This window comes from Chloroflexota bacterium (assembly GCA_018825785.1).
Lineage (GTDB): Bacteria > Chloroflexota > Dehalococcoidia > JACVQG01 > JAHKAY01 > JAHKAY01.
The window spans coordinates 1-21,882 of sequence record JAHKAY010000001.1 but is presented as its reverse complement, the minus strand read 5'-3'; the positions used below and the strand labels follow the sequence as shown (position 1 = coordinate 21,882).

General features: G+C 61.4%; 27 protein-coding genes. 17 read left to right on the top strand and 10 right to left on the bottom strand.

From position 1 onward, the window contains the following. From rplW to KJ624_00095, 9 genes are all read right to left on the bottom strand, one after another. Entirely contained in the window at nucleotides 1-285 is a 285-nt protein-coding gene (gene rplW, locus KJ624_00135; GenBank protein MBU2008249.1) for a 50S ribosomal protein L23, read from the bottom strand. Further along, entirely contained in the window at nucleotides 285-914 is a 630-nt protein-coding gene (gene rplD / locus KJ624_00130; GenBank protein MBU2008248.1) for a 50S ribosomal protein L4, read from the bottom strand. The genes rplW and rplD overlap by 1 nt, the downstream gene beginning before the upstream one ends. Further along, nucleotides 911-1,546, bottom strand: a complete 636-nt coding sequence (gene rplC, locus KJ624_00125) for a 50S ribosomal protein L3 (GenBank protein ID MBU2008247.1) — start codon at nucleotides 1,544-1,546, stop codon at nucleotides 911-913. The genes rplD and rplC overlap by 4 nt, the downstream gene beginning before the upstream one ends. Next, nucleotides 1,543-1,851: a 30S ribosomal protein S10 gene (gene rpsJ / locus KJ624_00120; GenBank protein MBU2008246.1), complete on the bottom strand. Its 309-nt coding sequence runs from the start codon at nucleotides 1,849-1,851 to the stop codon at nucleotides 1,543-1,545. Before rpsJ ends, rplC begins: the two co-directional genes overlap by 4 nt. A 1-nt stretch (nucleotide 1,852) precedes the next feature. Further along, nucleotides 1,853-3,988, bottom strand: a complete 2,136-nt coding sequence (gene fusA, locus KJ624_00115; protein MBU2008245.1) for an elongation factor G — start codon at nucleotides 3,986-3,988, stop codon at nucleotides 1,853-1,855. Then, nucleotides 3,982-4,452 (bottom strand): 30S ribosomal protein S7, encoded by a 471-nt coding sequence (gene rpsG / locus KJ624_00110; protein MBU2008244.1) that lies wholly within the window; start codon nucleotides 4,450-4,452, stop codon nucleotides 3,982-3,984. The genes fusA and rpsG overlap by 7 nt, the downstream gene beginning before the upstream one ends. Nucleotides 4,453-4,454: 2 nt before the next feature. Continuing rightward, nucleotides 4,455-4,922 (bottom strand): 30S ribosomal protein S12, encoded by a 468-nt coding sequence (gene rpsL, locus KJ624_00105; protein MBU2008243.1) that lies wholly within the window; start codon nucleotides 4,920-4,922, stop codon nucleotides 4,455-4,457. A gap of 99 nt (nucleotides 4,923-5,021) precedes the next feature. Then, nucleotides 5,022-5,300: a 30S ribosomal protein S20 gene (gene rpsT, locus KJ624_00100; GenBank protein MBU2008242.1), complete on the bottom strand. Its 279-nt coding sequence runs from the start codon at nucleotides 5,298-5,300 to the stop codon at nucleotides 5,022-5,024. Continuing rightward, nucleotides 5,278-7,422: a bifunctional (p)ppGpp synthetase/guanosine-3',5'-bis(diphosphate) 3'-pyrophosphohydrolase gene (locus KJ624_00095; GenBank protein MBU2008241.1), complete on the bottom strand. Its 2,145-nt coding sequence runs from the start codon at nucleotides 7,420-7,422 to the stop codon at nucleotides 5,278-5,280. Before KJ624_00095 ends, rpsT begins: the two co-directional genes overlap by 23 nt. A gap of 111 nt (nucleotides 7,423-7,533) precedes the next feature. Here KJ624_00095 and hisS point away from each other — a divergent pair, with 111 nt between their 5' ends. From hisS to KJ624_00010, 17 genes are all read left to right on the top strand, one after another. Next, nucleotides 7,534-8,787, top strand: a complete 1,254-nt coding sequence (gene hisS, locus KJ624_00090; GenBank protein MBU2008240.1) for a histidine--tRNA ligase — start codon at nucleotides 7,534-7,536, stop codon at nucleotides 8,785-8,787. Between the two features lie 55 nt (nucleotides 8,788-8,842). Then, entirely contained in the window at nucleotides 8,843-9,130 is a 288-nt protein-coding gene (locus tag KJ624_00085) for a zinc ribbon domain-containing protein (GenBank protein MBU2008239.1), read from the top strand. 87 nt (nucleotides 9,131-9,217) lie between these two features. After that, a complete protein-coding gene (dtd, locus tag KJ624_00080; GenBank protein ID MBU2008238.1) occupies nucleotides 9,218-9,661 on the top strand; it encodes a D-tyrosyl-tRNA(Tyr) deacylase in 444 nt (147 codons plus the stop codon). Nucleotides 9,662-9,664: 3 nt separating this feature from the next. After that, a complete protein-coding gene (locus tag KJ624_00075) occupies nucleotides 9,665-10,090 on the top strand; it encodes a transcriptional repressor (protein ID MBU2008237.1) in 426 nt (141 codons plus the stop codon). 87 nt (nucleotides 10,091-10,177) lie between these two features. Then, entirely contained in the window at nucleotides 10,178-11,149 is a 972-nt protein-coding gene (gene cbiM, locus KJ624_00070; GenBank protein MBU2008236.1) for a cobalt transporter CbiM, read from the top strand. Continuing rightward, a complete protein-coding gene (gene cbiQ / locus KJ624_00065) occupies nucleotides 11,146-11,970 on the top strand; it encodes a cobalt ECF transporter T component CbiQ (GenBank protein ID MBU2008235.1) in 825 nt (274 codons plus the stop codon). The genes cbiM and cbiQ overlap by 4 nt, the downstream gene beginning before the upstream one ends. Nucleotide 11,971: 1 nt before the next feature. Next, nucleotides 11,972-12,790, top strand: a complete 819-nt coding sequence (locus KJ624_00060; GenBank protein ID MBU2008234.1) for an energy-coupling factor ABC transporter ATP-binding protein — start codon at nucleotides 11,972-11,974, stop codon at nucleotides 12,788-12,790. Nucleotides 12,791-13,631: 841 nt separating this feature from the next. Then, nucleotides 13,632-14,387, top strand: coding sequence for a hypothetical protein (locus KJ624_00055; GenBank protein ID MBU2008233.1), 756 nt, complete (start codon nucleotides 13,632-13,634; stop codon nucleotides 14,385-14,387). Beyond that, entirely contained in the window at nucleotides 14,377-15,165 is a 789-nt protein-coding gene (locus KJ624_00050; protein MBU2008232.1) for a hypothetical protein, read from the top strand. Before KJ624_00055 ends, KJ624_00050 begins: the two co-directional genes overlap by 11 nt. Before the next feature lie 457 nt (nucleotides 15,166-15,622). Further along, entirely contained in the window at nucleotides 15,623-15,976 is a 354-nt protein-coding gene (locus KJ624_00045) for a hypothetical protein (protein MBU2008231.1), read from the top strand. Nucleotides 15,977-16,009: 33 nt separating this feature from the next. Next, complete coding sequence (gene mraW / locus KJ624_00040) at nucleotides 16,010-16,372, top strand: 16S rRNA (cytosine(1402)-N(4))-methyltransferase (GenBank protein MBU2008230.1); 363 nt, start codon at nucleotides 16,010-16,012, stop codon at nucleotides 16,370-16,372. A 15-nt stretch (nucleotides 16,373-16,387) separates the two neighbouring features. Next, on the top strand, nucleotides 16,388-16,732 hold the full coding sequence (locus tag KJ624_00035) for a hypothetical protein (protein ID MBU2008229.1): 345 nt from the start codon (nucleotides 16,388-16,390) through the stop codon (nucleotides 16,730-16,732). A gap of 35 nt (nucleotides 16,733-16,767) precedes the next feature. Next, a complete protein-coding gene (gene ftsA / locus KJ624_00030; GenBank protein MBU2008228.1) occupies nucleotides 16,768-18,000 on the top strand; it encodes a cell division protein FtsA in 1,233 nt (410 codons plus the stop codon). Nucleotides 18,001-18,024: 24 nt separating this feature from the next. Next, nucleotides 18,025-19,155 carry a cell division protein FtsZ gene (gene ftsZ / locus KJ624_00025; GenBank protein MBU2008227.1) on the top strand — a complete coding sequence of 377 codons (1,131 nt, stop codon included), beginning with the start codon at nucleotides 18,025-18,027 and terminating at the stop codon, nucleotides 19,153-19,155. Nucleotides 19,156-19,364: 209 nt separating this feature from the next. Further along, the gene (locus KJ624_00020) at nucleotides 19,365-19,619 is read left to right on the top strand and encodes a hypothetical protein (protein MBU2008226.1); all 255 of its coding nucleotides are present in this window, start codon (nucleotides 19,365-19,367) and stop codon (nucleotides 19,617-19,619) included. A gap of 215 nt (nucleotides 19,620-19,834) precedes the next feature. Next, nucleotides 19,835-20,122, top strand: coding sequence for an aldehyde ferredoxin oxidoreductase C-terminal domain-containing protein (locus KJ624_00015; protein MBU2008225.1), 288 nt, complete (start codon nucleotides 19,835-19,837; stop codon nucleotides 20,120-20,122). 277 nt (nucleotides 20,123-20,399) lie between these two features. Further along, nucleotides 20,400-21,134 carry a mechanosensitive ion channel family protein gene (locus KJ624_00010; protein ID MBU2008224.1) on the top strand — a complete coding sequence of 245 codons (735 nt, stop codon included), beginning with the start codon at nucleotides 20,400-20,402 and terminating at the stop codon, nucleotides 21,132-21,134. Between the two features lie 299 nt (nucleotides 21,135-21,433). On the opposite strand, the gene KJ624_00005 is transcribed toward KJ624_00010, so the two are convergent. After that, on the bottom strand, nucleotides 21,434-21,882 hold a 449-nt coding region (locus KJ624_00005; GenBank protein ID MBU2008223.1), incomplete at its 5' end, for an integrase core domain-containing protein.

Sequence of the window (21,882 nt, the reverse complement as noted above, 5' to 3'; positions counted from 1 at the left end):
TTATACCCCCTCAAAGAGCTGGAGCTTGTAGCCCTCCCGCAGGGTAACCACCGCCTTCTTCCAGGAAGGGGTGACGAACTGCCGGGGGCCCATCCTCTTTGTCTTCCCCTTGACCCACAGGATGTTGACCGAGGCCACCTTGACATTGAAGGCTTTCTCCACCGCCCCACTCACCTCCAGGCGGTTGGCGTGGGGGTCCACCTCGAAGGCATACTTGTTCTTCGCCCCCAGACGGGTCATCTTCTCGGTAATAAGGGGACGGCGCAGGACCTGAGAGAAGTGCACTATTTCCTCCCCCAGAGGGCCTCAGCCTGGCGAACAGCCTCTACCGTCATGACCAGCTTCTCATACTTGAGGATGTCATAGGTATTAAGGAGAGGGGCAGGCAGGGTCTTGATACCCGGCAGATTGCTGGCGGCTGTGACCACCGCCGGCTCCGCCTTCTCGGTCACCACCAGGGCCGAGCCCCCCACCCCCAGTCGCACCAGGAGCTGTTCCATCTCCCGGGTCTTGGGCTGCAGGTTGTTGAGGTCGCCTATCACCACCATCTCCCCTTCCCGAAGTTTGTCGGAGAGGGCGCATTTGATGGCCAGCCGACGCATCTTCTTGGGCATCCGCTGGTGGAAGTCCCGTGGCTTGGGCCCAAAGGCCTTGCCGCTGCCACGGCGCTGGGGGGCCCGGAGGCCTCCGGCACGGGCCCGTCCGGTATGTTTCTGGGGGAAGAGCTTCCTGCCACTCCCCGCCACCTCCCCCCGGGTGCGGACGGAGACGGTCCCCAGCCGGCGGTTGGCCAGATGGCGGACCACCGCCTGGTGGACCACCGCCGGGTTGGGTGGCAGGCCAAAGACCTCCCCCTGGAGCTCAATCTCCCCCTTCACCTGGCCCTCCAGGTTATGGACAGGCGTCTTTATCATGGACGGCCCTTCTGGATGAGCACCAGGCTATTCTGGTGCCCGGGGACGGCCCCCCTCACCAGAAGGAGGTTCCGGGCCGGGTCAGCCTGGACCACCTCCTGACCCATCACAGTTACCCTCGCGTTCCCCATATGCCCCGCCATCTTCTTCCCCTTATAGACACGGCCGGGGGTGGTAGCGGAGCCTATGGAGCCGGGGGCCCGGTGGCGGTCCGACTGGCCATGGGTCTTGGGCCCTCCGGAAAAGTGATGGCGCTTGACCACCCCGGCAAAGCCCTTGCCCTTGGAGGTCCCGGTAACATCCACAATATCACCGGGCTTGAAAAGGCCCACATCGAACTTCTGACCCACCTCTATCCCCACTCCCTCCCCAACCCGGAACTCCCTCAAGTGGCGGAAACTCCCCAGCCCCTTGAGGTGTCCCTTCTCCGGGCTGGTGAGGCGCTTTTTCTCTCCGAAGCCCATCTGAACCGCGCTGTAGCCCTCTTTTTCTCTGGTCTTGACCTGGACCACAGTGCAGGGACCGACCTCAATGGCGGTAACGGGGATAACGGCCCCATCCTCACGGAATAGCTGGGTCATGCCCAGCTTCCTGCCGATGAGCCCCGGGAGGGTCCCAGCCCCCGTTGTCATAGCCCGATCTCGATGTCTACGCCCGAGGGGAGCTGGAGCTGGGTGAGGGCATCTATTGTCTTTGAACCGGGGTCCACAATATCAATCAGCCGCTTGTGGACCCTGATCTCAAACTGCTCCCGAGAGTCCTTGTCAATGAAGGGAGAGCGGATGACGCAGTACTTATGGATCCGGGTGGGGAGGGGAACAGGCCCCACCACCACGGCCCCTGTCCTTTCCGCCGTCTCCACAATGCGGGCCACCGACTGGTCCAGCAGGCGGTGGTCATAGGCCTTTAGCTTTACCCTGATTCTCTGTTTAGGCATCTTAGCTAGATATCTTCCCCCGCACCCGGAGGGCAATCTGTTCGGTCAGGGCCTGGGGCAGGACCTCATAGCGCTCAAACTCCATGGAGTAGTTGGCGCGGCCCTGGGAAAGGGAGCGGAGCTGGGTGGCATAGCCAAAAGTCTCCGCCAGGGGGACATGGGCCCGGATGATCTGAAAGCCCACCCGCGCCTCTATCCCTTCCAGATGCCCCCGCCGGCTACTGAGGTCAGCGATGACCTCCCCCATGAATTCCTCCGGGGTTACGACCTCTATCTTCACGACCGGCTCAAGGAGGATAGGTTTGGCCTTGAGCACCCCCTCCTTTAAGCCGATGGACCCTGCCATCTTGAATGCCATCTCCGAGGAATCCACCTCGTGGTAGCTGCCATCCACCAGAACGACCTGGATATCGGTTATGGGGTATCCGGCCAGGGCCCCATTGTCCAGGGCCTCCCTCACCCCTGCCTCCACGGGAGCGATATACTCCTTGGGTATCGCCCCGCCCTTCAGATTCTCCTCAAAGACAAAGCCGCTACCCCGCGGCCCCGGTTCTATCTCCAGAAAGACGCGGCCATATTGACCATGGCCACCAAACTGACGGATAAAGCGCCCCTCCGAGCGCACCGACTGGGTAATTGTCTCCTTGTAGGCGACCTGGGGCTTCCCCACCCGGGCCCCCACCTTGAACTCCCGCAGCATCCTGTCCACCAGCACCTCCAGATGGAGCTCCCCCATGCCCGAGATAAGGGTCTGGCCCGTTTCCTTATCATGGTTTACCTTGAAGGTGGGGTCCTCCTCCGAGAGGCGGTTGAGGGCCTCGGCAAGCCGGTCCTGGTCCGCCTTGGTCTTGGGCTCAATGGACACCGAGATGACGGGCTCCGGGAAGGAAATGGTCTCCAGAAGGATGGGATGGGCCATATCGCACAGGGTATCACCTGTAAATGTATTCTTCATGCCCAGGGTGGCAGCGATGTTCCCGGCCTGGACGGTGTCTATCTCCTCCCGGCGGTTGGCGTGCATACGCAACAGGCGCCCAATGCGCTCCTTGGTGCCTCGAGTGGCGTTATATACCTGGGCCCCTGCCTTTACCTCCCCAGAATAGACCCGGAAATAGGCCAGCCGCCCCATGAAGGGGTCAGCCACCACCTTGAAGGCCAGAGCACTGAAGGGGGAGTCAGGGGTGCGGGAGGTCTCCTGCCCAGTGCGAAGGTCCCGGCCCTTCACCGGGGGCATGTCCAGGGGGGAGGGCAAGTAGAGGAGGACAGCATCCAATAGGGGCTGAATGCCCTTATTCCTGAGGGCACTGCCACAGAGGACAGGCACCATCCGGCCCGAGAGGGTGGCCCGCCTGATGGCCGCCCTTATCTCCCTGGAGGAGACCTCCCGGCCCTCTACATAGGAGAGCATCATCTGGTCATCACTCTCGGCCAGCCCTTCCAGCAGGGCCTCCCGGGCCAGGAAGACCTCCCCCTCCTCCTGTGGCTGGAGGAAGGCCTCCTGTGGGGGCTGGGCGGGGTCATCAAGGAAGGCCCAGGCCTTCATCTCAATCAGGTCAACCACCCCCCGGAACTCCTGCTCCTTGCCCAGGGGGAGCTGGATGGGGATGGGCCTGGCCCCCAGCCTTTCCTTTATCTGGGCCACCGTGACTTGGAGGCTAGCCCCCACCCTGTCCATCTTGTTTACAAAGCAAATGCGGGGCACACCGTATTTATTGGCCTGACGCCAGACGGTCTCAGACTGTGGCTCCACCCCACCCACCCCGTCAAAGACCACCACCCCCCCATCCAGGACCCGCAGGCTTCTTTCTACCTCAGCGGTGAAGTCCACATGGCCCGGGGTATCTATGATGTTGATGAGGTGGTCCTTCCAGGTGCAGGTAGTGGCGGCAGCGGTGATGGTTATGCCCCTCTCCCTTTCCTGCTCCATCCAGTCCATCACCGCCGTTCCCTCATCCACCTCCCCTATCTTGTAGGTCCGGCCAGTATAATACAGGGTCCGCTCGGTGACGGTGGTCTTGCCGGCATCTATGTGGGCGATGATGCCGATGTTGCGTATGAGGTGCAGGGGAAATACCTCTCCCTTCCCGACAGAATTGTCGGGGCTTGAGACCTTCTGGGAAAGAGGCGTATTTACCATCGATAGTGCACAAAGGCCCTGTTGGCCTCGGCCATCTTGTGCGTATCCTCCCGCTTCTTGACGGTCCCTCCCGCCCCCTGGGAGGCATCTATCAGCTCCCCGGCCAGTTTCTCTATCATGGACTTGCCTGGCCGTTTGCGGGCCTCGGCCACCAGCCACCGGAGGGCCAGGGAGAAGCCCCGGTTTTGGCGCACCTCTATCGGGACCTGATAGGTCGCCCCCCCCACCCGGCGGGGCTTCACCTCCAGAAGGGGAGTAGCATTGCGGATGGCCGGCTCCAGGACGGAAATGGGGTCTTTCTTGGTCTTGGCCTGGATGAGTTCCAGTGCCCTGTAAACTATCTTTTCGGCAGTGGCCTTCTGGCCCCGCAGCATCATCCGGTTAATGAGCAGGGCTATTAAAGTGCTGTTGTATTTGGGGTCGGGGACAACAGTCCGCCTTTCCGCCGTACCGCGCCTGGACATGGCTACTCCTCCGCCTCGGGCTTAGCGGGCACGGGCTTCTCAGCTACCTCCCCGGGCTTGGGCCTCTTAGCGCCATAGCGGCTTCGCCCCTGGCGGCGGGCATCTACCCCTGCCAAATCGAGGGTGCCCCGGATGATGTGGTAGCGCACCCCGGGCAGGTCCTTTACTCTGCCCCCCCGCAAGAGGACCACCGAGTGCTCCTGAAGGTTATGGCCCTCCCCCGGGATATAGGCCGTCACCTCAATCCCGTTGGTGAGCCGCACCCGGGCGATCTTCCGGAGGGCAGAGTTGGGCTTCTTGGGAGTCATGGTCTTCACGGCAATGCATACCCCCCGCTTCTGGGGGGAGCCACCTTTCTCCTTCCAGGTACGGTTCTTCAAGGTGTTATGCCTATAGCGCAGTGCCACCGCCTTTATCTTTCTACTGATAGGGCGGCGAGCCTTTTTTACCAGCTGATTTACTGTTGGCACCCAACCTCCCAGCCAATCATAGGCAAAAATAATAACCCCGCGAGAGGGGTTTCAACACTAGGGCAGTTTATCAGCCCAAGCGACGGATGTCAACACCCTTCAAGCCCCCGGCCCCGAAGGGAAGGCCTGGTTGAACTTGGCAAGGAGGCGGGACTTCCTGCGGGCAGCACCATTGGGATGAATAATCTCCTTGGTCGCCGCCCCGTCCAGGGCGCTCTCCGCCCTCTTCACCAGAGCCCCAGCTTCCTTGACATCCTTGCGGGCAATGGCCTCCTGGGCCTGGCGAATAAAGGTCTTGAGAGCACTCTTCACCGCCTGGTTCCTGCCGAACCCTCTCTGGCTCTTGCGGGCTGCCTTAGCTGCTGACTTTGTTGCCAAAACTGCCTCCTTTGTCCCCTGACCTCAGGGCACTTGTGACCCCCCTCACCCCCTCAATCCTGGCCAGAAGGCGGCTGAGCTGGGTCATGTCCCGGGTCTCCACAATAAGGTCAATAGAAGAGGTGTTGCTGTCACCCTCCGAGACGCTGGCGGAGGTGATGTTCATCTTCTCCTCGGCCACCACAGTGCTGATATCCCGCAGCAGCCCCACCCGGTCCCAGCCCTCGACATGGATGGAGACCGGGTAGAACTCCGCCCTTTCCCCCCACTCCACGGGGACCAGCCTTTCTTTTTCATCCTCGTGGAGGATATTATAGCAGTCCAGGCGGTGGACTGTAACACCCCGGCTCCGGGTGATATAGCCCACAATAGGGTCCCCGGGGAGAGGCTGACAGCAGTTGGCGAGCCTGGTGAGCAGGTCCCCCACCCCCAGCACCTGGATGCCAGTGGTGGAGGGGCGGCGAGCAGGGGCCAGTGGCCGGGGCTTCTCCTCTTGAGAAGCCAGCTTCAGGGCGACCTGGTGAGGGGTAATGGCCCCATAGCCAATGGCCGCCAGGAAGTCCTCGGGCCCCTCCTGGCCAAAGAGCCGGGCCAGCTCCTCCAGGCTGGGCGGGACAAGGCCGAGCCTCTTCATCTCCTTTTCCAGGAGGGGCCGCCCCCTCTCTATATTCTCCTGTCGCTCTTGCCGTTTGAACCACTGCTTTATCTTCTCCCGGGCCTGGCTGGTCTTGACATAGCCCAGCTCCAGGTTGAGCCAGTCACGGCTGGGCCCCCGGGGCCTTTTGGCGGCAAGGACCTCCACGGTGTCCCCCATCTTGAGGGTATAGTTGAGGGGGACCAGCCGGCCGTTGACCTTGGCCCCTACACAGCGTTGGCCCAGCTCGGTGTGGATGCGGTAGGCGAAGTCCAGGGGGGTGGCCCCCTGGGGTAGCTCCTTTACCTCCCCCTTGGGGGTAAAAACAAACACCTGGTCCTGGAAGATATCCGTCTTTACCGCATCCACCAGCTCCTCCGCCCGGCTAAATTCCCTCTGCCATTCCAGGAGCTGGCGCAGCCAGACCATCCTGTCCTGATAGGAGACCTTTCTCCCCTCCTTATAGCCCCAGTGGCTGGCCACGCCGTATTCTGCCATGCCGTGCATCTCACGGGTGCGGACCTGGATCTCAACGGTGGCCCCCTGGCACATGACCGCGGTGTGGAGTGACTGGTAGCCGTTTGGCTTGGGATTGGCGATATAGTCATCAAACTCCCCGGGGAAGGGATGCCACAGGGAATGGATAACCCCCAGGACGCCATAACACTCGGGGACGGTATTCACAATAATCCTGACCGCCAGGAGGTCATGGATGTCTGAGAACTCGCGGCCCTGGGCGGAGTATTTCTTCATCTTCTGGAATATGCTGTAGAGGTGTTTGGGGCGGCCGCTGACCTCGGCCTCCAGCCCGGCTTTACCCAGCTCCTCCTGGATTTTCTGGGTTATCTGGCTGACAAGGGCCTCCCTCTGGGCCCGCCGCTGGTCCACCAGCTTGGCCACCCGGCTGTATTCCTCCGGCTCCAGATAGGAGAAGGCCAGGTCTTCCAGCTGCCATTTCATCTGCCATATCCCCAACCGGTGGGCCAGGGGGGCAAAGACCTCCATCGTCTCCTGGGAGATGCTTTTCTGGCGCTGGGGGGGCAGGGCCTGAAGGCTCTTCATGTTGTGCAGGCGGTCGGCCAGCTTGATGAAGACCACCCGGAGGTCCTGGGCCATGGCCACCAGCAGCTTCCGCAGGTTTTCTGCCTGCTCCTCCTTCTCCAGGCGGGCCAGTGGCAGACGGGAGAGCTTGGTGACCCCGTCCACCAGCCCGGCTATTTCCTTGCCAAAGCGGGCCTCAATCTCCTCCATGGGGATACCACAGTCCTCAGAGACATCGTGCAGGAGGCCGGCGGCAAGGGAGGAGGCATCCAGCGCCAGCTCCGCCAGGGTGACGGCTACAGCCAGGGGATGCTCCAGGTAGGGCCCCCCTGACTCCCGCTGCTGGCCCTGATGGCAGTCCTGGGCATACCTGTAGGCTTTTTCCACCAGGGCCAGTCCTTCCCCGGAGAGATAGCCGGCCTTTTCCCTAAATACCTCGAAGTCCATCTTTGTTTTGAGTATAATCCGTTCCTGACCTCAAGGCAATTAAAGCTTTACCCCTACCATGTCCTGTGGTATGCTAGCCCCCCAGCATTATGAGGCGAGGGAAAAACAGCGATGTATAAGGCCCCCCGAGGCACCGCCGATATCCTGCCCCAGGAGCAGGCCTACTGGAGGTTCGTCCAGGGGAAGGCCGAAGCCCTCTGCCACCTCTACGGCTACCAGCGCCTGGATACCCCCGTATTTGAGGAGGCCGGGCTCTTCATCCGCACCATCGGCCCCACTACCGATATCGTGGAAAAGGAGACGTACACCTTCCAGGACCGCGGCGGCAAAGACCTCACACTCCGCCCCGAGGGCACCGCCCCCGTCTGCCGGGCCTACCTCGAACATGGCCTCAACAACCTCCCCCAGCCCGTCAGGCTTTACTACTTCGCCTCCATCTACCGCTATGAGCGGCCCCAGAAAGGGCGATACCGGGAGCACCACCAGTTCGGCTTTGAGGCCATCGGCGACGCCGACCCCGCCCTGGATGCCGAGGTCATAGACCTGGCCTGGCAGCTCTATTCTTCCCTGGGCCTGGAAGGCCTCTCCCTCAAGCTCAATAGCATCGGCTGCCGGGCCTGCCGTCCCGATTATGTCAACAGGCTCCGCCAGTATTACCAGCCCCACATCCCCGGCCTCTGCTCCGATTGCCGGGAAAGGCTCGAGAAGAACCCCCTGAGGCTCCTGGACTGCAAACAGGCCTCCTGCCAGGGGCCAACCCTGGAAGCCCCGAAAAGCACCGACCACCTCTGCCCCGACTGCAAGAGCCACTTTGACGCCCTGAAGGCCCAGCTTGAGGCCCTGAAACTGCCCTATGACCTGGACCACCGCCTGGTGAGGGGACTGGACTACTATACCCGCACCGTCTTTGAGGTCCAGCCCCCGGAGGAGGGGGCCCAGAGCACCCTGGGGGGAGGGGGCAGATATGATGACCTGATAGAGGAACTGGGAGGCAGGCCCACCCCGGCGGTGGGCTTTGCCACCGGGATGGAGAGGGTAGTCCTCAGCCTGAAGAAGGCAGACCTACCTTTGCCCCCCATCCCCCAGCCCAGGATATTTGTGGCCCATGCGGGGGAAGAGAACCGGGACCAGGCCCTGGCCCTCCTCTATGAACTCCGGCGGGCGGGGATAGGAGTCACGGGAGCCCCGGCGAGGAAAAGCCTGAAAGCCCAGCTCCGTCAGGCCGATGCCCTGGGCATGGCCCAGGCCCTCATCCTGGGGGAAGAGGAGATAGGGAGCGGGACCGTCCTCCTGCGGAACCTGGCCACCGGGGAACAGGTAATCCTACACCGGCCCCAACTCATCAGCCACCTCAGGCAAACTTGACAGCTAGGGGCCTTCGGGCTAAAATCTAGAGCTAGATTTCTTGAGGTGACGCAAGATGCCCGTCTATGAATACCAGTGCGGCGAGTGCTGCCACACCTTTGAGAGAAGGCAGCGCTTCGATGAGGAGGCGGTGGCCATGTGCCCGAGCTGCGGGGGCAAGTCCCGCCGGGTCATCCATGCCCCCCCCATCATCTTCAAAGGCAGCGGCTTCTATGTCACCGACAACCGCAAGGCAGTCCGGCCTGGCCTGCCCGCCAAGACATCCGAGAAGGTTCCAACCGGGGACCAAGTGATGAAAAACCTATCCGCCGCCGACCAAAAGGCGAAAGAAACCAAGGATTAATAGCCTATTCCCCGTGAGGAATCGCCCGCGCTATTTTAGCCCCCCCAAGATGGGAGGTTTTTTGGAGCAGTTTCAGGGGTATGTAGTTTGCGGGCAGTGGTGCAGAGGGTAAGCCAGGCCTCGGTCCGGGTGGGCCCGGAGCTGATAGGCAAAATCGGCCGGGGGCTGGTGGTCCTGGTGGGGGTGGCCCGGGATGATACCCCTCAGGACGCCCGCCGCCTGGCGGAGAAGACAGCCCACCTCCGCCTCTTCCCCCATGGCGATAAGGAATTCCACCTCTCCCCCCTGGAGGCGGGGGCCGAGATTCTGGCGGTGAGCCAGTTCACCCTCCTGGCCGACACCGGGAAGGGGAGGCGGCCCAGCTTTGATGGGGCCGCCCCCGCCGAGGAGGCCCGCCCCCTCTTTGAGGAGTTCCTCCGGGCCCTCTCCTCCTGGGGCCTCAAAGTGGAGACCGGCCGCTTCCGGGAGCACATGATAGTAGAAATTCACAACGATGGCCCTGTTACCATCCCCCTCAGCACCCGGGAGTAGGCCTTGAGAAAGCCGAAAGAAGGGGCTGCCCTGGCCCTCCGCCGCCTGGGGCTGAGGATTACCCCCCAGCGCCTCCTCATTCTCCAGGTCCTGGAGGAGAGGGACGCCCACCTCAGCGCCGAAGATGTCTTCTCCCAGGTCCGGGCCCGCTATCCCCACGTCCACATCTCCACGGTCTACCGCACCCTGGACCTCCTGCGGGGCCTGGGGCTGGTAACCGAGACCGACCTGGGGGAAGGGAAAAAACAGTACCACTGGGCACAACACGGGCAGCACCACCACCTGGTCTGCTCCCGCTGCGGCCAGACCCTGGAGCTGGACCCGGCCCACCTCCGCCCCCTGGAGAAGGCCATAAGGGACCACTACGGCTTCCGCCCAACCCTCCACCACTTCGCCATCTTCGGCCTCTGCTCCCGCTGCCAGAGTTAAACCGAATTCTAACCATAACCCCCTTGACTCTCTGCCACCCTGCCCCTACGATAGATGCGACTAATCGCAAGTAAAAGGAGTCGCAACATGCATATCCCTGATGGCTACCTGAGCCCGGCGACATGTGCTGTCCTTTATGGAGCGGCCCTTCCCTTCTGGGCGGTAGCGGCGAAGAAGGTGGGGAAGCTGATGCGAGCCAGGATGGTGCCCCTTATTGCCCTCTTCTCCGCCTTTGCCTTTGCCCTCCAGATGTTCAATGTTCCCCTGCCGGGGGGCACCACCGGCCACGCGGTAGGGGGGACCCTTCTGGCCCTGGTTTTGGGGCCGTGGGGGGCGGTGGTGGGGCTCTCAGTGGTCTTCCTCCTCCAGGCCCTATTCTTCGGCGACGGGGGCATTACCGCCTACGGGGCCAACGTCTTCAACATGGCCATTGTCCTGCCCCTGGTGGGATACGGGCTCTATCGTTACCTCATAACCATCCTCCCTGGGAAGCAGGTGATAGCCGCCGCTATTGCCAGCTACTTCGCCATGAATCTGGCCGCCTTGCTTGTAGCCCTGGAGCTGGGGCTCCAGCCGCTCCTTTTCCATGCCGCTGACGGCACCCCCCTGTACGCCCCTTATGCCCTGAAGCTCGCCCTCCCTGCGGTGATGGTCCCCCACCTTCTGGTGGCCGGCCTTGTTGAAGCCCTGGTCACCGGGATGGTGCTGGCCTTCCTCCTTCGCGCCAAGATGCCCCTGGGCGTCATGCCCCAGCCCCGCCCTCTGAAACTGCGCTGGCTCTGGGCAGGGCTGGGCCTGGTGGCCCTCCTCACCCCGATAGGCCTGATGGCCTCAGGGACCGCCTGGGGGGAGTGGGGCGCGGAGGACCTTCAGGAGATGCTGGGGTTTGTCCCTCAGGGCCTGGAAAGGCTGGGAAGTATATGGCGAGCACCCATTCCTGACTATTCCTTCCCAGGGATAGGGCCCGTGGCGGGCTACATAGCCTCAGCCATTGTGGCTGTTGGAGCGTTTGCCCTTATCTCCTTCCTGGTATTGAGGTTAAGCAGGAGAAAAGGGTGAAGGCAGAGGGCTTTTGGGAGAAGACAGTCCACCATGTAACCGAGGCCCTGGAGAGGGCCCTGGTGGCGGAGGGGCTTGCCTCCCGTCGCGGCCTGCTCCAGAGTCTGGACCCCCGGGCCAAGGTGCTCACGGTCCTCCTCTTGATGGTGTCCGTGGCCCTCCTCCACTCCCTGCCCCTCCTGGTCGCCTTTGCCTTCCTGCCCCTGGTCCTCTCCCTGCTTTCCCGCATCAGCCCCGTCTTCTTCCTGAAAAGGGTAGGGCTGTTCATACCCCTCTTTACGGGTTTAATCGCCCTCCCCGCCCTCTTCACCACCCCGGGCAGGCCCCTGTTCTCTCTGTGGGAGGGCCTGGCCATCACCGAGCAGGGATTGAGGGCAGCCTCCACCCTGGTGCTGCGGTCGTGGGACACGCTATCCCTGGCGGTCCTCCTGGTGCTTACTACACGATGGGACCATCTCCTCCGGGCCCTGCGGGTGCTGATGGTGCCCCGGGCCTTTGTCCTGGTGTTGCAGATGACCCACCGCTATATCTACATCTTCCTGCGGAGCATCAACGCCATGTTCCTCGCCCGGAAAAGCCGCACCGTGGGGCCCAGGCCCGCGGGTGAGAACCGGCGCTTTCTGGCCAGCTCTATGGCCACCCTTCTGGCCCGGTCCCACCATATGAGCCAGGAGGTCTATCTGGCCATGCAGAGCCGGGGCTTCCGAGGAGATGTGATGACGATGGAGGACTTTGTCCTGAGGAGAAGGGATGCCCTCTGGGCCGGGCTGGCAGGATTCCTGGCGGTCGCCGCCATCATAGCCGACCGCCTTTTGACCTGAGATGGCCCAGAAGGTATTTGAGGCCCGGGATGTGGGCTACACCTATCTTGGGGAGATAGAGGCCCTCCAGAGGCTCAACCTGAGCATCGAGGCCGGGGAGAAGGTGGCCTTCCTGGGGGCCAACGGCTCCGGGAAGAGCACCCTGCTCCGGCTTCTGGCGGGCCTGGCCTTCCCCAGCCGGGGGGAACTCCTGGCCTTCGGCCATCCCCTCAGTGAAGAGCTCCTCTGCGATGGGGATTTTGCCTTCTCCTTCCGCCGCCGGGTGGGGATGGTCTTCCAGGACCCCGATGTCCAGCTTTTCTCCGCCACGGTTGAGGAGGAGATAGCCTTTGGCCTGCTCCAGCTCGGCTTCCCCAAAAGTGAGATGGAGGACCGGCTGAGGGCTGCCCTGGAGCTTCTGGGGATTGTGCACCTGCGGGAAAGGCCCCCCTACCGCCTCTCCGGGGGGGAGAAGAAGAAGGTGGCCCTGGCCTCGGTCCTGGCCCTGGAGCCCCAGGTGCTACTCATGGACGAGCCCACCGCCGGGCTGGACCCCAAAACTCAGAGCTGGCTGGTGAACTTCCTGGGGGAATGGCACCAGGGAGATAAGACCCTCGTTATTGCCACCCATGACCTGGACATCCTGGAGGAGATAGCCGATACCGTCTATGTGCTGGATGAGACCCACCGCCTGGCAGCGGACGGGACCCCGGCCGGGGTCCTTGCCGAGACCGAATTCCTGCTGCGGACCAACCTCATCCACGAACACTCCCACCGCCACAACGGGACAGTCCATTTCCACCCCCACAGCCACATCCGCTTCCACGAACACGCCCACTAGCAGGCAAGATTCCTGTCCGCCGGGGGAACAAAGAATGGCTGGGGTCAGATTTGAACTGACGACCAAGGGCTTATGAGTTCCAAGCCTCTCGTCCCATTTGGTGCTCGGCGGTGTCGCCAGATATCACCCCGTGCCCAGGGTCAGCCATGATCGTATCTGGGGATGCCGCCTGGTGTCGGGGCGTGCCACCCGGTCCGTTGCCAAAATGTTGCCAAAATCGGAAAGGCGGGGCAAGCACGCGCAGAATCGGGTCGCGGAGTCAATCAGTAGATGGGATTCAAGACATCGTTTTCAGGGCAGTGTCTGGCTTTGCATAGCTTGGTTCCAGTCCGCCCAGCACAAAGCAACAAAGTCCTGACGGCCAAGTGTCGATGTTGTCCCGAGGAAGCGGCGGGGGACGTGCAGCCGCCCGGAACCAAGGCTTGCTTCGGTCGGCTGGCCTGGCAGAATGGCATCAGGCCACAAAAGCTGTGTCCACCAAGTTCGGCCGGGCCAACGCAGTTCGACGAAGAAGGCCCATTCTCGCGATGGCCTGAGCTGCCAGGAGCGCCGCCGGTGACATCGCAGGCTATGGAGGCACAAAACTTGGTTCACCGCCAACCCCAAGTTGGCAACAGTGACGGCGCTGCGGCTGTGGCATCAGGAAAGAGCTAGATTGAAGGAAGGCCGGCACACCGACTCGTTGAGGGCTTATGAAGTGTATGACGTCTATGAAGCGTATTGAGTCCATGAAGTGGATGAAATGCATACCCGATTTCACACGGTTCTGAGACGGTCGGTGGTACTGTGAGAACCGGAGAGAAGGGGACCTCCCGGATGAAGCGCCGCGGGGAAGCACGAGATGACCGTTAGACTGTCGGACCACAGGGTATCCCTCGTCCTGCGCTACATGTTCCAAGGCTTGCCGCAGCAGGCCGTCGCCGGGAAGGTGGGGGTGGACCAGAGCACCATCTCTCTCTGGTTTTCCCGGTTCAAGGCCAGGACTGCAGAGATAGGCCTCTCGGGGGCCGGAAAGGAGTTTGGCATCATGAACGAGGTGGATTCCCTGAGGAGCCTGGCGGTGGAGTTGTTCAAGAACCGCTTCAGCGTCCAGGATGCCCGGCAGGGCGTGGCAATAATCCGTGCCTTCGTCACCCTGGGTGTACCCCCTGGGCAGCACAAGGACCTGGTCCGGGTCTGCAAGAAAGTGGCGGAGCCCGGATTCATCCCTGCTGCTCTGGAGCTATGCCAGCTGGAAGCCAAGGCTGGGGTGAGCTACAAACAGGTCCTGCGCCAGTTCAAGGACATGGGCTCTGAGGTCCAGCATCTGAAGTCGGAAGGCGCGGAGCAGTCTTCCCAGCTGTCCGGGCTGAAGAGCGCAGTGGCTGACAGGAGGGCGGAGTTGGCCAGCCTTGACGCGCAGCATGCTCAGCGCTGCAAAGAGGTGGCAGAGGAGGAGAAGAAGCTGGAGAAAGAACTCAAGAAGAAGATGGAAGGGGCGAAGGTAAAGGCCCAGGAGGTGGAGATGTTGTCCAAGCTGAAGGCTGAGCTGAGCAAACATGGTCTGGACCTCGAGACCTTGCTCAACTTGGCGAAGGAGTTCAAGCATGGCAAGTGACATTGACCTTAAAAAGATGAAGCAGGCGCTATCAGAGTATGGGTCCCTGGAGAAAGTGAACCAGGGGCTGGAGGCCCAGAAGCGGGAGATGGAAAGCCAGATAGCTGCGCTACTGCCTACTAGGGATCAACTCAAACAGGAGGTCAGTTCGCTGAAGAGCGAGAAGGCGGCCCTACGCGCAGCACTGAAGGACCTGGATGGAAAGCTGGAAGAGAGGCGGTGTCAGTATCGTCTCTTCACCGGCTTCATGGCTCTGGTAACCGCCCAGGATCCTCAGGATATCGCCCAGTTTGCGGCCAGCGCCCAGGAGTGGCCGACATTGAGCGTCGCCAATCCGGAATCCGCGCGAGGGCGGATATTGAAGCAGCTCATGGGGAGTGTGGTGAAGTCCTTTCGGTGCTCAACCTGTGGGACCCGGTTCCTGGTGGACCGCGGGCCGCAGTGGCCTAGGGGCAAGCACCGTTGCCCCGCCTGTTCCAGCTGGCAGGACGCTGAACCCGACGATGCGCTGGTCAAGTTGTTCCTCTCTCCTGAGCAGATCCAGGAAACGAAAGAGATAGATAAGCTGCGGGCCGAAGTGGAGAGGCTGAAGCCCGTGGAGGTATTCCTGGATATCCCGTGCGCGATGTGCAGCAAACCGCTGCCCAACAAGTGGAAAAGGGAATCCATTGAGAAATTCTTCAAAGCCAACGGCTTGGCCCACCCAGAATGCTGGAATACGCCCGCCGGCCAGCTACTTCTTCTGCGAATGGCCTGCAAGGAGCTATCCAGCCCCTGAGTGGTGCAGGGGCGTATGACTGGGCAGCGACCACCATGCAATTGGACGCGCGGGCAGGCGTCCGGGCTGACCCTTGCCTTGACCATGAGACAGTGTGTCCAAATGTCATATCTGAGCCATTGGTTTTATCCTCTTCTCTCTCAGCGGCCGGGGGCGCATTAAGGAAAACCGAAGCACCCCCGAAGGAGAGGACCACTCAGTGGAGGTTTTGAAGCGGGTTGACAGAAGGTATCCGTGGTTGCAGCGAAAACGTCAGGGCCGCCAGCAGCGGTGTTTTGGACATATTTTCAAAATGGTTTAAGGTGTCTTTGAATTCTGCCCCACTTCAAAAGTCTTTAGAATGAACTTGGGATTGCGGGAGAAGAACGAATTCTTAGACTGTTTTAAGAAAGGTATTGACAAGCAAGGCATTTGGTGTTCTATAATGGGGCGGTAGAATGGAGGAAGAGGGGGGAGGGTGGGTTTCCTCCAAGTATTAAGGCTTTGTGCCAACCGCCGGGCCAAGCGCGGGGTGTTTCTCGGCGTAACCCGGTATTTTCGTGCCCGCTTTGACCAGCGCTCTTCCTCCGTGCCCCTGGATGGCCGACCTTGCCCACCAGATGGCCCAGACCTGAGTCTAGCTCAGGTCCAGCCTCGTCAGTTCCAGCGCCGGCCGTCGCTTGTCCGGTACGCTGGCCAGGCAGTACAAGCTACCGGCCTTCTGCTGGGGGTGCTCCTCTCCGCCGTCGTCTCGGTTGCCAAGTCCAGGACCTTCTGGTTCAGGTCCCGGGGCCAACTCTCCCCTGACTCCGGTTCCGGCACAGAGCCCTGACCCTGCTGATGGCCTCCCCGGACGCGGTTATGTATCTACGGGCATAGGGCTAGCCTAAGGCTCATCACCAAGAGACTGCTGCGTCCGGCTCTGGAAGAGTTTAAGGCCAATCCCCGCAGCCGCTCAGCCCAGCTTCGGGCCGCGGAGCGGGTCTCGAAAGGAGGAGTCATGAAAGTCTATTGGGCAGATTGCTTTGGGGGGCGCTATCACCTAGCGGGCCGTTGCCCCAAGTGCGAGTCGGGGGTCATCTTCGTTACCTCCCAGTCCCAGCAGTCAGGCATTGTCCTAGCCCCCTGCCTGGAGTGCGGGTCCAAGGCAGCCCTCTATGTCCACCCGGCGGACCACATGGCCTGGGCCCTGGCCGACAAGATAGACGTGGTCCCGATCAAGGGCTAAGGGAGGAGGCCTGGTTTGAAGGAGAGGGGAAGCCTCCTCCGGCACCTGGCCCTGGCGGTAGGGGCCCTGCTCATCGCCTTCCCCGAGCCCCTCATCACCGACTTCGTGGGGGTCCTGCTGGTGGCCTGGGCCCTGCGCCAGACCCTGAAAAGGCGCAGAGGGGCCTATGGGGCCTGCCGCTGCGACTATCACCACTACGGGCCCTGCCTCTTCTCAGGGTTTCCGTACCTAGAGGTCTGCGGTAGCCTGCCGCCCCAAAGAAAAATCAGAGTCGAGCCTGAGGCGACCCTGCCCCGACCCGGACTCTTTCCCCTGCCGCCAAGGGGGATGAAGACAAGATGTGTAGTCAACACATTCTGACCAAGGTTATCCCTACTCTGGAAAGGAGGAAATAGATGGGGAAGAATCTGTTCGCTGCCTTGGATGTAGGCACTACTAAGACCTGTGCTATCCTGGCCAATGCCGGAGATGGAGGGGCCTTCCGGGTGCTAGGAGTGGGCCTCGCCCCCTCCCGGGGGCTGAGGAAAGGGGTGGTGATCAACCTGCACGAGGCCAAGGAGACCATCCAGGGGGCGGTGAAGAAGGCAGAGCATGCCAGTGGTATCAGGATGGAGTCCGCTTATGTGGGGGTGACGGGAAGACACGTTACTTCCATGAACACCTGGAGCGCCGTGGCCATCTCCCGGGGGGACCGCCGGGTGCGGGATGGCGACCTGAAGAGGGTCATGGAATCGGCCCGGAGCATTGAGGTCCCCAGCGACCGCAAGTTGCTCCACGTCATTACCCGGCAGTATGTCCTGGACGGCCATGAGGGGATCAAGGACCCAAGGCATATGCACGGCTTCCGCCTGGACGCGAATGCTCATGTGGTCACCGCCTCAACCGCCGCGGTCCAGAACCTGGTCAAGGCGGTGCGCGCCGTCGGCCTGGAGGTGGAAGACCTGGTCCTGATGCCCCTGGCCTCGGGGGAGGCGGTGCTGCGCCGGGACGAGAAGGAGGCGGGGGTAATTATGGCCGACATCGGCGGGGGGACCTGCGATGTGGCGATGTGGAAGGATGGCAGTGTCACCTTCACCTCCGTCCTGCCCGTGGGCGGCTACCAGGTAACCAGGGACATCGCTGTAGGCCTGGGGATACCCTTTGAGCTGGCCGAGCAGATAAAGATCAAGTATGGCTCCCTCATCCCCAGCGCTGATAAGAAGGCCAAGCTCGATGCCTCGCGGGTGGGCCTGGACAATGGGCAGGAGATCTTGCTCCAGGACCTCAACAACATCATCCGGGCCCGGGTGGACGAGCTGCTGCGGATGGTGCTGATGGAGCTGCCCCGCTCGGAGCATGCCGCCCTGGCCCCGGCGGGGCTGGTCCTCACTGGGGGGACCTCCAACCTGCCCGGGATTGAAGCCCTGGCCCAGGACATCTTCCGCCTTCCCGTGCGGGCAGGGGTGCCCAAGGACGTCTATGGCCTGGCCGATATACTCTACGACCCGGCCTACGCCACCACCGTAGGCCTGCTCATGTGGGGGGCAAAAAAGTCGGCCAGGGAGGAGTTGCCCCGTAGGCGCCGGGAGAGGGTGGGCAAAGTCTTCCGCCGCTTCTTCTTCCGGGCCAGGCGGGCCATGAAACGCTAGGCTAGAATAGAAAGGAGGTAAGTGATGGCAAAACAGATTCTGGTTTCCACTGCCGCCCGCATCAAAGTCATTGGTGTAGGTGGCGGGGGGTGCAACGCCGTTACCCGCATGGTGCGGGAACAGATCTTGGGGGTGGAATTCTACGCCCTGAACACCGACTCCCAGGCCTTGACACTCGCAGAATGCCCTCACAAGATGCAGATTGGGGAGAAGCTCACCCGGGGCCTGGGGGCGGGGGGCGACCACAACATTGGCCAGAGGGCCGGCGAGGAGAGCCGGGACGACATCCGGGACATGGTGGGCAAGGCCGACATGGTCTTCATTGCCGTCGGCATGGGCGGGGGCACCGGCACTGGGGCTGCCCCTGTCGTGGCCGAGGCCGCCAAGGAAACGGGGGCCCTGGTCATCGGCATCGTCACCCGGCCGTTCTCCTTTGAAGGCGTCCACCGCCGCCTAGTGGCCGAGGAGGGCATCAATCAATTGATCGGGTACTGCGATACTCTGATCATCGTCCCCAATGACCGCCTCCTCCCCCTGTGTGACGCCAGGTCGAGGATGGACAGTGCCTTCAAGATGGCCGACGATGTCCTGCGCCAGGCGGTGGCCGCCATCGCCGAGGTCATCACCGTCCCGGGGATGATCAACCTGGACTACGCCGATATAAGGTCCGTCATGAAGGACGCCGGGCCTGCCTGGCTCTCCATCGGCAAGGGCACCGGCCAGAACCGGGCCACCGATGCCGCCAAGGCGGCCCTGGCCAGCCCCCTGCTGGACATCTCCATTGAGGGGGCCAAGGGCGTCCTCTACACTGTCTCTGGGGGCTCCTCCCTCGCCCTGCACGAGGTCAATCAGGCGGCGGAGCTCATCAAGGGGGCTGTCGACCCCGAGGCCAACATAATCTTCGGCGTCACCCATGACCCCAAGATGGACAGCGAAGTGCGCATCACCCTGGTAGCCACGGGCTTCCGCACCAAGGCCGGGGTAACACCTCTCAAGCCAGAAGAACTCCGCAGGCTCCTGAAGGCCCCGGAGGAGGGTGGGCTGGACGTGCCCTCCTTCCTGCGCGGACCACTCACCGTGCGCCGCCAGCAGATGTTGTCCCGGGCCTCCCAGGCCACGGGGAGGCCAGTCCACACCTCCATCTCTGGCCGCTAGCCGCCTCTACCCCCTCTCCTGGAAGCTCTCTCCCCGAGGGGCCTTCCAAGAGAGGGGGGTTGGGGGAATCTGCAGGCGGCGGGAGTGTAGGCGGTGTGGGGCCTGCTTCACGCAGGATACCTGGAAAAGGTGGTGGACGAGATAGAGAGGAGGTCTCTTGGTCCTGTTGAAATCCTGGACCATTACGTAAGAGCAGGAGGTAGGTACGCATGACTGAGGATGCGGGCAAGCAGCTTCACAACCTGATAGTGGCCCTGGATGGATTGAAAGCAGAAGTGAAGGGGTCGAGGGTAGAGGCGGACGCTAGAAAGCTGGAGATAGTTGGGCTCAATCATGTTCTAAGGAGGCTGGAGGCAGCTCACCAAGGACTGGTTTCCAGCCTTGGCCAGGATTTAGAGACTTTGAAGACCAGGCTAGAAGTTCTGGAAGTTCTCGGCAAAAAGCCTTGGTGGAGAAGATGGTGAGTATTCTAGTTAATTATGCTTTAGCTCTTCCTCAGCCGGTCAACAGATATGGGGGCTACGAGAGGCTGGCCTGTGAATACGTGGTGGGGCTGTCCGCTTCACCCGCTACAGCGAGGACCGGCGTTCCCTCTTGGGCTGCCCGGGGCTGCGCAGCCGGGCCTTTGTCAACCGCTTCTACCACGTCCATCACAGGGCGGGGGCAGCAGGCGTCCCAGATGATCACAGTAGCGGAGCGGGCCTGGAATCTGTGGTGGCTACTCAATGTCAAGGCGGGCCTCTCAGAGAAGGGCGATGCGCCTCCTCCGGTGTGGTTCACCCCGCTGAAGGCCGAAGACAAGGAAGTGGCCATCCACGACTACTACGAAAGCCGCACCCTCACCCTCCAGGATGTGGAGCCCAGGGGAATACCCTTGGTGCGGCGGAAAGTGCCCTGCTTGTGGAGCCCGTCCAGGCAGTTTTGGAGATGGGCCAACCTTGTTGCTGAAAAGAGCGAAGGGAGGTAGTAAAAGTGCCTTATAGATGTTCCTGCGGTGCAGAGCTTGCTACTTCAGAGGAGTTCATTAGACACAAGGCTTCACATCAGAAGCAACGGCAAGCTCCCAAGGGAGTAGTCTGCCTTGCCTGTGGGGCAGCTATTCCGACTCCCGACAACTTCAGTGGAACGGTTTCCTGTCCGTCTTGTCGCAAAAGCATGAAGGTGGTGGTAGAGAAAGGGGAAGTGCTGGTTGCCAGGTTAGGGTGATGCAGCACTCCCAAGCCATCAGGCAAGAGAGGGCAACTATGAAGCAACCGAGACAAATCTCTGCACTTCTCGCAGGGGCAGCGGTGGCAATTCCTGTGGTAGGGCTGCTGGTGGCTATGCTATTCGTGCCAAGCCTATCTATCTATGTCACCATTATCGCCATCGGGCTGGCGTTGGCCTTGCAGAAGTATGTGGGCAGCTTTGTTGGTTACTTCCTGATAAGGTTTGGCAAGTTCTTTGCTGTAGGGGACAGGGTTAGGATCAATGGTGTTAAGGGCGACGTGAGGCATATGGGGCTCTTTCATTTCATACTTGACGAGGTAGGCGAGGATGAGAAGCTGGGAGGCGAGCTCACCGGCCGCATTCTCCATATGCCCAACCTGATGGTGCTGGACCAGCCGATCTTGAACTTCTGCCAGGACTACTCGGTCAAGAATGTCCTGGTAAACTGTGAATACGTCTTTGATGAGATAAGGATCCCTCTCAGGGTAGACAGTAACCTGAGGAAAGCGAAAGAGCTGTTAAGAGGAATCATCGTGAGACTGGATAGGGAACATATCGAAGGGGCGAAGGCAGCTTTCTGGGACAACTGCCCTAACTTTCTAAACGAGGCTGAGCAAGCTCCAAGGGTCCTGAGCCACGTGGAGCCGGGGAGGATCTGGCTGAAAGGGAAGTTCGTCAGTCCGGTGAGGTTGAGAAACGAATTGAAGAGCGTGATCCTGGATGAGTTTGTGGAGTCGGCTACCCGGGAGAATGATATTCATCTCGCCTAGAAGAACAGATGACGAGTGCCCCTGGAAACGTTCTGCCGCCTCATCAGCCAAGGAAGAGAGGCTAGGGATGTGGCCTGGTCGAGTCCCCTCTTCACCCATGCAGCCAGTAGTGGGGCAGGGAATACCTCAGGGCCTTGAGGGGCAAGGCCCTCCGTCATCGCTCCTCCGCTAAGGTTTGTTCCCGGGTGAATACCCACTGCCCCAGCCATATTGGCCTCCTTCGGTAGTCTTCCCTTTGCCTACTATAACCTTAGAAGGGCGAATCACTCGTTCGTGGAGCTTTGAGGTGGACCCCATCGTTAGGACAGAATAGGGGTCATGTTAAGAGTGGGCCCCGCTGTCCTCAGGGTATCCGGTGGTGAAGATTCTATCATACCTCCTTCTGTAGCTTCCATAGGGATTGAGGCATAGGCCTCGGCCGGTGTTCGGTAGCCCAGGGCCTGGTGGGGGCGCTCGGTGTTGTAGAAACGGAAGTAGTCGCCGATTCCGATCCTGGCATCTCTGCCATCATGATATGCTTTCAGATACACCTCCTCATACTTCACTGTCCGCCACAGCCTCTCCACGAACAGGTTGTCGCTATACCGCCCTTTCCCATCCATGCTGATCCTGACGCCCTGTTGCTCCAGCATCCTGGTGAAGGCCTCGCCGGTGAACTGAGCTCCCTGGTCGGTGTTGAAGATGTGAGGCAGGCCCTTTCGGAGTGCCTCCTCCAGTGCCTCGAGGCAGAAGTCGCCGTCCAGGGTGT